We start from the raw sequence: 13,510 nt of genomic DNA on the forward strand, positions 1-13,510 counted from the left end.
AGTAAAATGTTGCAACACGCCGAAACGTTGCGTTCTACAGTCAGAACGATTTTTAAGCGTCTATATCCTGTTCGAGGATCCAGTCAGCGGCCACTTCACAGTGGATTCTGGTCGAGTCGAAAACTGGCAAGACATTGGCATTGATATCGACGATCAGATTGAGCTCTGTGCACGCCAGCACAATCGCCTTAGCGCCATCTTGCGCTTTATTCGTGATGATCGTCTTGAGCTTGCGCTCCGCATCGCGAGTGACCTTGCCCAGCATGAGTTGATCGTAAATGATCTGATCGAGCATTTCGACATTGCCCATATCCGGCGGCAAAAGGTCAATGCCATGCGCGATCAGACGTTTCCGATAAAAACTCTCTGTCATGACATTGCGGGTGCCGATCAGAGCCACTTTTTTGTGCCCTGCCCGTTTAAGCGCCAGCCCGACATAATCGGCGATATGCAAGATCGGAATATCGATATTTGCGGCGACTTCATCATACAGCTTGTGCATTGAATTGGCACCAATGATGATGGCCTGCGCGCCTGCATCCTCGAGCCGTTTCGCACTGTCACTCAGGACTTGCGCTGCGTGTTGCCATTCTTTGTCTTCGCGCAGACCATAAAGCTGCCGGAAATCAAGACTTTCGATCAGCAAGGGTGCGCTCGCCATCGGAGCGGCCCGTTTTTGAATTATCTTGTTGATCCGTTCGTAATAGATACCGGTCGACACCCAGCTCATGCCGCCGATCAAACCCAATTTGCGCAAGAGCAATTCCTTAATCCCGAATCCGTTTCGGCACTGTCTAGAGGGTAAGCGAGAGGCGCGTCTATAGCGGGCGTTCAGGCGGCGCCAGCGGATTAATCCGGCATATCCAGTTCAGACAGCCACGCCTTTGCATCGGCCACAGTTTTAGCGGGCAATTCCTTTTGCGGAAGATGTCCGATTCCGCTGTAAATCAACAGCTCACTGTCTGGAATAGTCTGATCAAGCCAGCGGCCCGCCGAAAGCGGGATCAATCGATCCTCATCCCCCCATTGGATCAGGACCGGCACGGTGATCGCTTCGATCTGTTCCCGCGTCAGCGGATCATATCCAGTTGTAAACCGCGCCATCGTTGCCGCGCGATTGCCCGGATATCGCAGCAATTCCCAATACCTATCAATCATCGCATCATCGACGACCGACTTGATCGAAACGGATTGTTCCAGACTTTGCGCGATCAGACTGCGGGGCGTAATTTGTTCGGCAATTTTGTTGATGCCCGGCGTCTTGGCGATGGTGAAACCGATATTTCCGCTGTCGTCATCTTGCGTATCATCCTCTGGCATAGGACCGCCGCTGGCATCGACCAGCACCAATCCGTTCAGCCGTTCAGGATAACGGGCCGCAAATGCGAGCGTGTGCTTTCCGCCCATCGAATTGCCGCCAAGCACAAAGGTTTTAACGCCCAGAGCATCTGCCACTTCGCGGATATCCTCCACGTAATTGGCGCGTGAGTAATCTCCCGCTGCATCGGGACCGGTCAAACCATGACCGACCTGATCAAATCGGATGACACGGTAGGTGTCTATCAGGCCCGCGGCCCATTCATCCCACGTGTGCAGATCGGAATTGGAACCATGCAGCAGAATGATCGCAGGCGCATCGCGCGGCCCCTCGTCGCGAAGGTGAACCGTCACTCCGTTTGCAATTTCGACAAATTGCGAAGGCGCAGCGCCATATTTGGCCCGCATTTCGGCTGCGTCGGTATCCGGCGTGCGAAATACGAGAAACAAAATCACAAGCAGTGCGGCAATCACTGCCAGAATTCGGACAAACCATTTCATGATGTGGGCATTTCCTCAATCCATTTGCGGACAACCGCAATCCCGTCGTGATCGTTGGTGGAGCGGCCCAGTTCAGGCATTGCAATGCCTGCTTCGGTTGAACTCATCCGGTATACCATAATGGATGCGCTTGGATCACCTGGCGCGATTGAAACGGCGTGCCCGCCTGCCCCGCGCCCGGCCGCAACCGGCGGCTTACGAAGGCCGAGCTTCACAGGATCATCCTGCTCCCAACGCAGATCGAGCCCCGAATTGGATGCTCCGCCGCCGGGCTGATGGCAATGCGCGCAGTTCACATCGAGGTATGCGCGCGCCAGTGCAGCGGTTTCAAACTGCTCAGCGTTTGACCAGACAGGCAAAGTATCCGCGCCCTGCGGAACGCTCCACAATCGCCGTTCTTCTTCCATCATTGTCAACCAGTCGCGGTCCAGATTGCGCGCTTTGGGGCCAATCGGAATGACCGCGCCTTGCTTGCTGTGGCACGCCTTGCACTGGTTCTTGTTGGGAATCCGGTAACTGATCTCTTCGCCGTCCGGCCATGTCAGTGCGATACGGGCACCAGCCAACGCCAGCGTCGCCTCGGTTTGTTCGGTGTTCCAGCGATAAGGCAGCGCAAGCCAGCCATCCGACCGGTGCAACAGAACACGGGTTTCGATTAATTGGCGGTTCTCGCCACTGCCAAACGCGAAAGTCTTTACGATGGCGCTGCCGACGGGAAATTCGAGCAAGCCGTCTCCCTCGCTCACCAGCTTTGTTCCTTCGGGAAGGTAAACAAACCGAAGCTTGTCCGCGCCATCCGAATAAAGCGGCGTGTTGAGTTCATAACGGACAACTTCATAATTGGGCAATTGCCGGGCACCATCGATGAAAAAGGCATATTCCGACAGCGCGCGCGGCATTCCTTGAAGAATTGCATCGTCGTTGACGGCGGGTTCATCCATCACTGTGGCCCCGACAGCAATCGATCCGGCCAAAGCGGCCGCCGAGGCACACAAAGCGAAAAGCGCCGCTCTCACTTTAATCGCGTTTCCATTTCAGCGGGCAGTACAACCGGCGATAGCTGCGCAACTTTACCCGCGATTACCGGCTTCAACATTTCAGGTTTTGCATCGGTCAAAGGCTGTCCGACCGTTGTCAGACCCAGCGACACCGCAGGAACTGCATCCTCAATCGACAAATTCCGATGCAATCCATCGGTAAGGATCGGAGGAAGCGCCCCGCCCATGGCCGCAGCGAGCAGATCGCCGCCCGTAAAATCAGGCGAATTGCCGCCCGCGCCATACACATTGCCGCGAATTGTCACGTTAACAGGCCGCGGTTGAAACCGCTCATCGGTGAAATCCTGAGTGTAAGCGATCAACATCACATGCGAGGTTTGATTGTTGATCAACGCATTTTCGAGCACCTGGACGCCCGTATTGGCCATGATCATTATCCCGGTTCCGGCGGGAACACTCGCTACGATATTGCCTTCGGGCGCGAAATTATCGGTGTTATTACCGATCACGGCATTGCGCGCGACCAGGACATCGCCGCCCCCAACCTTGGGAAGATTTGGCAGGTCAAACACCAGAATGCCGCCAGTGTTCCTAGTCGCCAGATTCTCGGTCACTTCGGCGCGATTGCTATTCTCGATCTCGATCCCGGCAACGTTTTCTTCGACAAAATTGCCGCGCACGATGATGTTTTCCGACTGACCGACATAGATACCCGCATCAGACGCGCCCCGAACGTAACTGTCCTGCACCAGAATGTTGCTCGCCTCGACCGGATAGATGCCATAGGCGCCGTTGGCCGGATCTGGCCCATTCGTCCATTCGACGCGCAGCGCGGAATAGACAATCTGGTCCGCGCCTTTGGATTTGATGCCGTCGCCTTTGGCGTTCTCGACCGCAAAATCGCGCAAGGTGACCTTGTCCGACGTAACAAGCAGCCCCTCGCCTGATCCCGCTTGATTGGTAAAGTCGAGGATTGACGCATCTGCGCCCGCGCCGCGCAGAGTGACACCGTCGACATCAAGGCTAAGCCCGTCTGTCAGCTCAAATCGACCGGCCTCCAGCACGACTTCATCACCCGGCTCCGCGAGTATCAGCGCCTCTTGCAAGCGCTCCTGAGCGCCTTCGCCCGGAGCAATGGTGTGCGTGTCGGCAAAAGCTGGCGCGGCGCTTGCGAGGGCCAGCGCGGCAGCGGTCAATCTGATCATCGGTGTATCTCCCATCCCTGCGCGCAGTGTGGCGCAGAAGAGAGACGATTGGCAAGCCCGCTAAATCGGCAAATTGCGCAGCAGATTTTCGGACCCGCAGCGCGCGCCCACCAAAGCCAGCTGCTTCACAGCGTCATCATCATCGACCCGGCGCAGCCGATCAAGCGCCTCGGTAAAATTGCGAGGCACGCGTGCTTCGCCGTCTTCCGGTGCCAGCCGTTCAAGGCTGCGCAATTGCGCAATCGAAAGCCGTTCCGTCAGCCGCGGCGCCATGCACTCTGCCATCGACAGCGGCACCCCGTTTAGAATCAGCGCGTCTTCTACCCGTTCTTCGGTCACTTGATTGAGCAAGCCGCCGTCCCGGAAAACGTACCAAACGCCCGCACCAAGCAGCACTATCGCCACCAAAATCGCGGTCAAACGCATAGGAAACACTTTCGTTGCTTGGGCCATTGATGATCAATCAAGCGCCTTGACGATTTCCTCGACCATCTTCTTGGCGTCGGACAGCAGCATCACGGTCTGGTTCATATAGAACACATCGTTGTCCACCCCGGCATAGCCGACGCCGCCCATCGAGCGTTTGATGAAAAATACCTGCTTGGCCTTATCCACATCGAACACCGGCATACCGTAAATCGGAGAGCTCTTATCCGTTTTCGCCGCCGGATTTACAACGTCGTTCGCACCAATGATGAAGGCGACATCTGCGGTTGCGAATTCAGAGTTGATATCCTCCAATTCGAACACCTTGTCATAATCCACGCTGGCTTCGGCTAGCAGCACATTCATATGACCCGGCATACGTCCAGCCACAGGGTGGATCGCAAATTTGACCTCGATGCCCTTTTCCTCAAGCACATCGGACATCTCGCGCAGCACGTGCTGCGCCTGCGCCACCGCCATCCCGTAACCGGGGATGATGATGACCTTCTCTGCCTGCTCCAGCATAAAGGCGGCATCTTCGGCGCTGCCCTGTTTATAGGGGCGCTGTTCGCGCGGTTCGCCGCTGGCACCGCCGCTATCTTCGGCGCCAAATCCGCCTGCGATCACGCTGATGAAGCTGCGGTTCATGGCTTTACACATGATATAAGACAGGATCGCACCCGATGAACCGACAAGCGCGCCGGTGATAATCATCGCGCTGTTGCCCAAGGTGAAGCCCATCGCCGCTGCTGCCCAGCCGGAATAGCTGTTAAGCATCGACACAACGACCGGCATATCTGCGCCGCCAATCGGGATGATCAGGAGAAAACCGATCAGGAATGCGAGCACCGTTACAGCGATGATCAAATAGCCTTCGCCCGCACCGCCATCGGGGGACACAGCGTAGATACCGATCATCGCCAGAATGGCAGTCAGCGTGCCCAGATTGATGATGTGGCGCGCAGGCAAAAGGATCGGCGAACCGCTCATCTTGCCGGAAAGTTTCAGAAAGGCGATCACGGAACCGGAGAATGTAATCGCACCGATTGCGATCCCCAGACCCAGCTCAATCCGGCTAACCAGCAGGATTTGATCATTCGCGTCGGTGATACCAAAGCTGGCCGGATCAAGCCACGCAGCAAGGCCCACGACAACGGCGGCCAGACCCACAAGCGAGTGAAAACCCGCGACGAGTTCCGGCATAGAAGTCATCGCTATCTTGCGCGCCACTGTAACACCGATGATGCCGCCCAGGAAAATGGCGATCGCAATCTCTACGATATTGGCGATGTCATGCGTGATCAATGTGGTCGCAACTGCGATCAGCATCCCGATCACACCGTTGCGGTTGCCCGCACGGCTCGTGGCAGGCGATGAAAGCCCGCGCAGTGCCAGAATGAAAAACACGCCGGCGATAAGATAGGCGAGCATCGCCCAGGATGGGTTTCCGGTGACGCCGTCAGCGGCGCCTGCAAGGATGGAGAAGGTCATCTCTTACTTCTCCTTTTTCTTGTACATGGCGAGCATTCGTTCCGTTACGGCAAAGCCGCCGAAAATGTTGACGCTGGCCAGCACCACACCGAACAGGCCGAGATATTTGGCAACCGGGCTGCTCGCCTCGGCCGCAGCGATCAAAGCGCCCACAATGATCACAGAAGAGATCGCGTTGGTCACCGCCATCAATGGCGTGTGAAGCGCCGGCGTAACCGACCAGACCACATAATAGCCGACGAAACACGCCAGCACGAAAATCGAGAGAATGCTGATGAAATCCACGGATCAGGCCCCCTTCAGCCGCTCGTTAACAATATCGCCGTCCTTGGTCAGACGGATAGCGTCCCCGATCTCTTCATCGAGTACAGGTTTGCCTGCTTCCTTGTCCCAGAAGGCGCTGAGGAAGTTGAAATGGTTGCGCGCGAACAGCGCCGATGCGTCAGCCGCGAGATGCGCGGGCGTATTGGCGTAACCGATGATTTTTACGCCATGCTTTTCGACGACTTCATCGGGTTTTGATCCCTCCACGTTACCGCCTTGGGCAACTGCAAGGTCAAAGATCACACTGCCGGGCTTCATTGTCGCGATTTGCGCGTCGGTGACCAGAACAGGTGCTGCCCGGCCCGGGATCAAAGCCGTAGTGATAACGATATCTTGTTTGGCGATGTGCTCGGAAACCAGCTTGGCCTGAGCGGCCTTGTACTCGTCGCTCATTTCGGTCGCGTATCCGCCGGAGCCTTCGCCTTCGATGCCGGCCACTTCTTCAACGAAAATCGCTTTTGCGCCGAGGCTTTGGATTTGCTCTTTTGTAGCGGAACGGACGTCGGTGGCAGAGACCTGCGCCCCGAGGCGTTTGGCTGTGGCAATCGCCTGAAGGCCGGCAACGCCGACGCCCATGATGAAACAGCGCGCGGCTTGTACTGTGCCGGCGGCAGTCATCATCATCGGAAACGCGCGGCCATACACATCGGCGGAATGAACAACCGATTTGTAGCCTGCAAGATTGGATTGGCTGGATAGAACATCCATGCTCTGCGCCCGCGTGATGCGCGGCATAAACTCCATCGAAAGCGCTTCATAGCCCGCTTTCGCATAGGCTTCTAACAGGTCCGTCTTGGTAAAAGGATCAAACAACGCGGCGACCCATGCCCCGGCCTTTGCGCCTTTCAGAACGGCAACTTCCGGTGCTTGAATGCCAAGGACAATATCCGCATCTTTCACCGTAGCTTTCGCATCGCCGATAATCGCGCCGGCATCGGCGTAGGCGTCATCAGTAAAGGCGGCATGCGCGCCGGCTCCGGATTCAACAGCGAATTCATTGCCAAGAGCGATGAATTTTTTGACCGTTTCAGGTGAAGCCGCAACGCGGGTTTCCCCCGGTGCGCGTTCTTTTAGGACAGCGATTTTCACGTGGTTTTATCTGCCTTTAGTCGGCGATCAGCGTAATAACGAACAAAGTGATGATCGCGATGAGTGGCACGGCCCATTTCAGCACGCCCATAAAGCTGCTGTAGGTTGCCCGTGCTTTTTCGATGTCGTTCGTAGCCATGGCTATGATGCTCCCGTTTGATCCCTAACGTCGAACCCGGCAGAAAGTTGCCGGAAAAATGTGTTTGATGCCCGTATCGCGACAAACGCCTTCACTCAAGCCCGCTTTCATCATCCGGCAAAAGTGGCTTTGCAAAATCTTCAGCAAGCCAATCAGCCTTAACATCGTCTTTACTCCGCCACCCTATGACAGTCCGACGTTTCACCCTGGGACGATTGCCGGGGAGGGTAAAGGACACTTGGGCCAGCCTATGTCTGACATGGATTCGCACCTAGAGGCGCAGCCGGATGACCAGCACGCAGACCGCGATGCGATGCGTCTGGTTATGCTGATTGATGATGAACCGGCGCAAAGCCGTTTGATCTCTGCCATTGCGGCGCGTGATGGATGGCGAACAATTGTGGCGCCTGATCCCGAAACAGCGATTGCGATGCTCGGCACGCGCGAAGGTATGCAGTTATCGGCAATTCTGCTGGATCAGTGGGTGCCGGGCGATGATGCCTGCTCTTTGATCGCCGAGCTGAAAAGTCGCCGTCCCGCGCTGCCGATTCTTATGCTCACCACCAGCGCATCACCGCTTTTGGCGGTGGAAGCCATGCGTGCCGGTGCCAGCGATTATTTGGTCAAACCAGTTTCACCCGACCGCTTGATGGAAGCTTTGCGAAGCGTCACCACGCGCGAAAGTCCGCGCGATGAGTTGGCACCGCTGACAGAAAAAATGTCAGCCAGCCTCGATTTCGACGCGATGATCGGCACGGCGCCCAAATTCCGCACCGCTCTGGCTCAGGCGGCAAAGGCCGCGCGCGGCCATAGCCATACCGTGATCGAAGGCGAATCCGGCACTGGTAAAGAGATGCTGATGCGCGCCATGCATGCCGCCAGCCCTCGTTCAAAAGAACCGCTGCGCATTATCAATGTCGCCGCCGTTCCTCCCAATTCGATTGAATCGGTCCTGTTCGGGCACGAACCGAATGCCTTCCCAGGAGCATTTGATCGCCAGATCGGTGCGTTGCAGCACTGCGATGGCGGCACTTTGGTGCTGGACGAAATTGATCGCCTGACACCGGAGCTGCAATCCAGGCTCGCCGAGGTTTTCGTGAGCGGGATTGTCCGGCCTGTGGGCGCGGCACACGGTTTCCGTGTCGATGTGCGCATCATGTGTGCCACCAATATCAGTTTGCCCGTGTTGGTAGAGGCAGGCCATTTTGATGCCAGCCTTGCTGAAAAACTCAGCTCCACCCGGATCACTTTGCCGCCTCTACGAGAGCGCACTGGAGACATCCCTGCCCTTGCCCGCCATTTCCTTGGCCGGATCGGGGAACAGCCCGGCCTGCAACACCTTTCCGTGTCCGAAAGCGCCCTCACCCTGCTTTCTGCTTATGATTGGCCTGGGAATGTTCGGCAGCTGCAATCCGTTTTGTTCCGGGCGGCTGTTTATTGCGAAGGTCAGACGCTTTCGGCCGACAGCTTTCCGCAGCTATTGGAAATGCTTGGCGAGATTGAAAACGATCCTCTCTCAAGCGCGCATGAAGGCGTGGGCGTGATGCTATACACCGAAGACGGCAATTTGCGCCCGCTCGAAGAGATTGAAGCCGATGTCATCCGGCTTGCAATCGGCCATTATCGCGGTCGCATGACAGAGGTCGCGCGCAGGCTCGGCATCGGTCGTTCGACATTGTATCGCAAGCTTTCCGATCTCGGGATCGACAACGCCGCTTGATCGCCAAGTATGATCCGCCTAGCGGTTCGTACATGCAAACCATTCAAGATTTCAAAGACCGCACCGCTCTTGTCACAGGGGCCGGGTCCGGCATCGGTGCCGCTTGCGCCAAAGCGCTGGCAGCGCGAGGCGCCAAAAAACTGTTCCTTGTTGATGTGAATGAAAGCGGACTGGATGCGCTGGATCTCGATTGTGAGACGGTGCATGTCATCGGCAGCGTCGCTGAAGAAACGCTTTGGGATCAATTGGAGCCGCAGCTTGCCGGGCTGGATCATGCAATCGCGAACGCAGGAGTTGGCGGGCACGGACAGATTGCCGCGCTCGATTTTGCAGAATGGCGCCGTGTAATGGACGTCAACCTTGACGGGGTATTTCTCACGATGCGCAGCGCCATGCGCGCTATGAAGGAAAATGGTGGCAGCGCGGTAATCACATCGTCTTCCACCGGCCTGAAACCCATCGCGGGCATTGGCCCGTATGGTGTAGCCAAAGCCGCCGTCTCGCACATGACCCGTATCGCCGCACTGGAAGGCGCGCCCCATAACATTCGCGTCAATGCCATTGCTCCGGGCGGCGTAGACACAGCGATCTGGGAAAGTTCGGACGATTTCAAACGCTCCGTCGAAACCGCCGGGCGTGATGCAACCATCAAGAATATGGCAAGCACCACGCCGCTCGGCCGTTTTGCAACCTCCGAAGAGATTGCGGACAATATCCTGTATATGCTGTCCGACGCAGGGTCGAACCTGACCGGGCACGTGCTTGTATCTGACGGCGGTTTTACGCTTTAGCCGTTACCAGGACGCTGTTTGGGATACGCGAACTTCGCCTTCGCTGCCGCGCATGCTCATCGTGAATGTCTTGGCCGACCAATCGATCTCGACCAGCCCAAAGTTTTCTTCGGAGATGAAATCGGTCAAACGCTTCGGATCGGGTTCGCGAGCGGTGTTGCGTTCGGTTGAGGAAAACGAATAGTTCAGCGAAGAGCTGGTCAGCTCCCACAATTTCTCGCCATCAGCCGCCTCGGGTGTGTCGGCATAAATGCCGCCGGCATGACGATCGCCTGACAGCATGACCAGACCGCTTTCTTCGCGCGCGGCCAGCATTTCATAAAGCCGTTCACGCTGCAGCGGCAGAGCCTCCCAGCTTTCATAATTATGCGCGTCGGTGATCACCTGAATTGAGGAGACGAGAACCCGCAAATCGGCAGGCTTCGCCAATTCCTGCTGCAACCATTCCCATTGCGCCTTGCCCAGCATCGTTTTCGAGGCGTCGCTGCTTGGCTTGTACGGCCCCAGCGGCGGGCGTTCGGGAGTGTATTCCATAGTTTCAAGATCGCTGCGGAAAAACCGGGTATCCAGCATAATCACCTGCGTGACTTTACCATCAGTTCCGAACATCCGGCTTTCATAGATACCGGGGCGGGATTGCACCTCTTCGGATGCGCCCCAGAATGTTTCAAAGATTGTTTCCGACCATTTGCGGAACGTGAAATTAGCGCCGCCATCATTGAACCCGTAATCATGATCGTCCCATGTGATCATCATCGGGATTTTCGCGCGAAATTCGGCCAGTTCAGGCGTTTCGGCCTGCGTTTTATAAGCATTGCGAAGCGATGTCAGCGCGGCATCCCCGCTCCACCCCTGATCGCCATAATTGTTATCACCAATGAACAGGAAAAGATCGGGATTGGTGGCCGCAATCTGAGCCCACATATGCTGCGACCGTGATTGATGGTTGCAGCTGCCAAAAGCGAGGCGCGTAATGGTCGCATCGGAAGCCAATGTGACATTGGCAGGCGCAACCGGCAGATCAACGCGCGGTTTCAGTTTCGCGTAATACGCATCCAGCAGGTCTTCGGCATAGATCGGCACATGCCCATCCCCGTGCATGTCCATGTGCATGTTTTGATGCGTTTGGGCTTGCTGCGTTTTGCCCTCTTTTGCTGAGTGGTCATCTGCCGAAAGCGGCGCGGCGATGAAAACTGCGGCTGCTGAAATAGCAGCTGAGGTGGCAAAAAGGCGGAAACGGCGCATGGACTCACTCCGGAAATCGATCACTGACTAAGGCTATGCGATCTCCATGACGAATTCGCGACGATTGCACAAACGCCAATCCCTTCCCTTGCCATCGCAAAGGAAGGGATTGAAAGTTCAACATCCGCAAATGTGCAATGCGTGATCAGAATCGGTAGCGCACGCCGGCAAAGCCTGAAACGGTTTCATACCGGCCTTCAAGATCGGCATTAAAGGCATCGTTCCCGCCTGCAATAAACCGTCGTTCAAAATCGAGACCGCTGACACGTTGATAGCGAATACTGGTTTCAAGTTCGATAGTATCGGTCAGCTTGAACCCGAGCCCGACATTGCTGTGCAGCACAAGACCGCTATCGCTTCCCGTTGCGGCAAAAGTCGGCGCGGTGGCGATTCCATTATTGGGGAAATAGACCGCGTTCAAATCAACATCTGCAATCCCGATTCCCCCGCCTGTGAATGGAACAACAGTCTGTGTGTCGGACCATCGAATTTCCGACCGGTAATTCAAAGTAAAAGTGTTGATGTCGGCATCGCCGGCAAAAGTCTGGTTGCCGCCATTTAAAGCACCGCCGGAAACATCTGCGCTGGCATTGGAATATTCCAGTTCGATCGACGGCTGAAAAATGCCCAGAAACCTTGTGCCAAACCGGTATCCGATAGCGCCCGCAAAGGTGAAATCATCATCAAATTCGACATCGACAATCGCCGGTGCGCCAGCGGATCCCGGCGAAGGGGCCTCGGGTGCCTGTACACCATCGAACGTCGCATCCGTCGGCGAGGTTACACCCGCTTTCACCGCAACAAAGAATCCGGCGTCACTGCCTTTATCCTCGTCTTGCGCCATCGCAGCGGCAGGCATGGCGGCAACGAAGCCAAGGATGAGCAGGTTGGCGGGCGCACGGAAATAGGCTGGCATAAATACCTCTTGTCGATCAGGGAATGAAGATGACCCGCGCCAGCAGGGGTTTAGGGGGGGGTGCAGCGCGGGTCACAAGGACATTCGCAGCAGCACGATTGTTCGTTACAATTCAGGTAAAGTTTTTTAAAACTGCGGTAACTGCGCAAAATCGGTAAGCGCGCTATCGCGCATTCCGCGCCAGACATTGCGCGCCTGAACGGTCTCTTTAACATCATGCACACGCAAAAGATGAACGCCTGCGTCCATCCCCTTTGTCGCGAGGGAAATTGACCCGCCAAGCCGCTCATGCGCGGCCTCTTCTTTCGAAAGCGCGCCAATCATCCGTTTCCGGCTGACGCCCAAAAGCAGCGGGCTGCCGAGCGCATGAAACAGCGGCAAGGCGTTAATCAGAGCAAGATTGTCCGCCAGAGTTTTGCCAAACCCGATCCCCGGATCAAGGATTATGCGATCCTCGGCAATACCGCCTGCAATGCCGCGTTCACGCGCTGATTTGAGGAAATCGAATACGTCGCTGACGATATCGAGATACTCGGCGCCTTCGTGTAAATCGTCACCAGTGCCGGGCGCATGCATCACAATGACCGGGCATTGCATGTTGGCGACCAGTTCAAGCGAGCGCGGATCATAGCGCAGCGCGGATACATCATTCGCGATATGCGCGCCGGCGTTCAAAGCAGCCTCTAGAACGCCTGCCCGGCGGGTATCCACGCTGATCACAGCGCCCATTTCGGCGCAGTATTCAACCGCAGGAAGAACGCGGTCTTTCTCATCCCCCTCCCACGTCGCAGCGGCGCCCGGGCGGGTGCTTTCTCCGCCAATGTCGATAATCGCAGCGCCTGCTTCGATCATGGCGGCGGCATGGGCGCGGCCAGCATCTGGCTTTTCCAGAAATTCGCCGCCATCGCTGAAACTGTCAGGGGTTACGTTGAGCACACCCATGATTTGCGGCTGATCAAGGCGGATGGTGCGTTCGCCCAGTTTAATCGGCGCATGCACCTTTTGCAGGTTCGCCCATTGGCGCTGCGCTTCGGCGGCGAGGCCATCATCAAGCCCGCTCAGAGCCTCATCGAGCCCGCGCGCACCGAATAACCGGCGATCGGTCACAGCGCCGCCTTCACGCAGTACCAGCGCAAAGCGGCTGGCATAGACCATCGAACCGGCCAATCGGATCGCCGCGCCATCCTCAGCCTGCGGGCCAGATGCAAATGCGATGGGGTGGATGTAAACAGATGCAGTCATTGGTTCAGGCCTGATGATAGATCGAGACTATAAGCATTAGCAGCGCAGCCCGGTCTGAACAGTATGATGCATCGGCGTTTGCACATATGAAAAAGGACCGCGCATC

At 56.5% G+C, this 13,510-nt stretch carries 14 protein-coding genes; 2 read left to right on the forward strand and 12 right to left on the reverse strand.

Annotated features, from left to right (window positions below; translation table 11 throughout):
* Nucleotides 1-52: 52 nt before the first annotated feature.
* The 9 genes from FGU71_RS01165 to FGU71_RS01205 all read right to left on the reverse strand — a co-directional run bounded on the left by FGU71_RS01165 (nt 53) and on the right by FGU71_RS01205 (nt 7,490).
* Nucleotides 53-757 carry an aspartate/glutamate racemase family protein gene (locus FGU71_RS01165; RefSeq protein WP_142786872.1) on the reverse strand — a complete coding sequence of 235 codons (705 nt, stop codon included), beginning with the start codon at nt 755-757 and terminating at the stop codon, nt 53-55.
* A gap of 92 nt (nt 758-849) precedes the next feature.
* On the reverse strand, nt 850-1,818 hold the full coding sequence (locus FGU71_RS01170) for an alpha/beta fold hydrolase (protein WP_142786873.1): 969 nt from the start codon (nt 1,816-1,818) through the stop codon (nt 850-852).
* Nucleotides 1,815-2,834 (reverse strand): SO2930 family diheme c-type cytochrome, encoded by a 1,020-nt coding sequence (locus FGU71_RS01175; protein WP_234035586.1) that lies wholly within the window; start codon nt 2,832-2,834, stop codon nt 1,815-1,817. The genes FGU71_RS01170 and FGU71_RS01175 overlap by 4 nt, the downstream gene beginning before the upstream one ends.
* Entirely contained in the window at nt 2,831-4,021 is a 1,191-nt protein-coding gene (locus FGU71_RS01180; protein ID WP_142786874.1) for a parallel beta-helix domain-containing protein, read from the reverse strand. The genes FGU71_RS01175 and FGU71_RS01180 overlap by 4 nt, the downstream gene beginning before the upstream one ends.
* A 60-nt stretch (nt 4,022-4,081) precedes the next feature.
* A complete protein-coding gene (locus FGU71_RS01185) occupies nt 4,082-4,474 on the reverse strand; it encodes a hypothetical protein (RefSeq protein WP_234035587.1) in 393 nt (130 codons plus the stop codon).
* Between the two features lie 6 nt (nt 4,475-4,480).
* Complete coding sequence (locus tag FGU71_RS01190; protein ID WP_142786876.1) at nt 4,481-5,938, reverse strand: NAD(P)(+) transhydrogenase (Re/Si-specific) subunit beta; 1,458 nt, start codon at nt 5,936-5,938, stop codon at nt 4,481-4,483.
* 3 nt (nt 5,939-5,941) lie between these two features.
* Entirely contained in the window at nt 5,942-6,223 is a 282-nt protein-coding gene (locus FGU71_RS01195; RefSeq protein WP_142786877.1) for an NAD(P) transhydrogenase subunit alpha, read from the reverse strand.
* Between the two features lie 3 nt (nt 6,224-6,226).
* Nucleotides 6,227-7,351: an NAD(P) transhydrogenase subunit alpha gene (locus tag FGU71_RS01200; RefSeq protein ID WP_142786878.1), complete on the reverse strand. Its 1,125-nt coding sequence runs from the start codon at nt 7,349-7,351 to the stop codon at nt 6,227-6,229.
* Nucleotides 7,352-7,367: 16 nt separating this feature from the next.
* Nucleotides 7,368-7,490: an aa3-type cytochrome c oxidase subunit IV gene (locus FGU71_RS01205; protein ID WP_185960172.1), complete on the reverse strand. Its 123-nt coding sequence runs from the start codon at nt 7,488-7,490 to the stop codon at nt 7,368-7,370.
* A gap of 259 nt (nt 7,491-7,749) precedes the next feature.
* Between FGU71_RS01205 and FGU71_RS01210 the strand changes: the two genes are divergently transcribed.
* Together FGU71_RS01210 and FGU71_RS01215 are read left to right on the forward strand one after the other, a co-directional pair.
* Nucleotides 7,750-9,210 (forward strand): sigma-54-dependent transcriptional regulator, encoded by a 1,461-nt coding sequence (locus tag FGU71_RS01210; RefSeq protein WP_234035748.1) that lies wholly within the window; start codon nt 7,750-7,752, stop codon nt 9,208-9,210.
* A gap of 32 nt (nt 9,211-9,242) precedes the next feature.
* Nucleotides 9,243-10,001, forward strand: coding sequence for an SDR family NAD(P)-dependent oxidoreductase (locus FGU71_RS01215; RefSeq protein ID WP_142786880.1), 759 nt, complete (start codon nt 9,243-9,245; stop codon nt 9,999-10,001).
* A 3-nt stretch (nt 10,002-10,004) separates the two neighbouring features.
* Here the strand turns inward: FGU71_RS01215 and FGU71_RS01220 are convergent, their stop codons facing one another.
* From FGU71_RS01220 to folP, 3 genes are all read right to left on the reverse strand, one after another.
* On the reverse strand, nt 10,005-11,246 hold the full coding sequence (locus FGU71_RS01220) for an alkaline phosphatase D family protein (protein WP_142786881.1): 1,242 nt from the start codon (nt 11,244-11,246) through the stop codon (nt 10,005-10,007).
* A gap of 145 nt (nt 11,247-11,391) precedes the next feature.
* The gene (locus FGU71_RS01225; protein WP_142786882.1) at nt 11,392-12,162 is read right to left on the reverse strand and encodes an outer membrane protein; all 771 of its coding nucleotides are present in this window, start codon (nt 12,160-12,162) and stop codon (nt 11,392-11,394) included.
* Nucleotides 12,163-12,288: 126 nt separating this feature from the next.
* On the reverse strand, nt 12,289-13,404 hold the full coding sequence (folP, locus tag FGU71_RS01230) for a dihydropteroate synthase (protein WP_142786883.1): 1,116 nt from the start codon (nt 13,402-13,404) through the stop codon (nt 12,289-12,291).
* Nucleotides 13,405-13,510 lie beyond the last annotated feature (106 nt).

The organism is Erythrobacter insulae (genome assembly GCF_007004095.1).
Taxonomy (GTDB): domain Bacteria; phylum Pseudomonadota; class Alphaproteobacteria; order Sphingomonadales; family Sphingomonadaceae; genus Erythrobacter; species Erythrobacter insulae.

What these genes read in the sequence shown, in the direction of transcription:
- FGU71_RS01170 (WP_142786873.1), bottom strand. Translation starts at nt 1,818, where the DNA reads ATGAAATGGTTTGTCCGAATTCTGGCAGTGATTGCCGCACTGCTTGTG.
- FGU71_RS01180 (WP_142786874.1), bottom strand. Translation starts at nt 4,021, where the DNA reads ATGATCAGATTGACCGCTGCCGCGCTGGCCCTCGCAAGCGCCGCGCCA.
- FGU71_RS01185 (WP_234035587.1), bottom strand. Translation starts at nt 4,474, where the DNA reads ATGGCCCAAGCAACGAAAGTGTTTCCTATGCGTTTGACCGCGATTTTG.
- FGU71_RS01190 (WP_142786876.1), bottom strand. Translation starts at nt 5,938, where the DNA reads ATGACCTTCTCCATCCTTGCAGGCGCCGCTGACGGCGTCACCGGAAAC.
- FGU71_RS01205 (WP_185960172.1), bottom strand. Translation starts at nt 7,490, where the DNA reads ATGGCTACGAACGACATCGAAAAAGCACGGGCAACCTACAGCAGCTTT.
- FGU71_RS01210 (WP_234035748.1), top strand. Translation starts at nt 7,750, where the DNA reads ATGGATTCGCACCTAGAGGCGCAGCCGGATGACCAGCACGCAGACCGC.
- FGU71_RS01215 (WP_142786880.1), top strand. Translation starts at nt 9,243, where the DNA reads ATGCAAACCATTCAAGATTTCAAAGACCGCACCGCTCTTGTCACAGGG.
- FGU71_RS01220 (WP_142786881.1), bottom strand. Translation starts at nt 11,246, where the DNA reads ATGCGCCGTTTCCGCCTTTTTGCCACCTCAGCTGCTATTTCAGCAGCC.
- FGU71_RS01225 (WP_142786882.1), bottom strand. Translation starts at nt 12,162, where the DNA reads ATGCCAGCCTATTTCCGTGCGCCCGCCAACCTGCTCATCCTTGGCTTC.
- folP (WP_142786883.1), bottom strand. Translation starts at nt 13,404, where the DNA reads ATGACTGCATCTGTTTACATCCACCCCATCGCATTTGCATCTGGCCCG.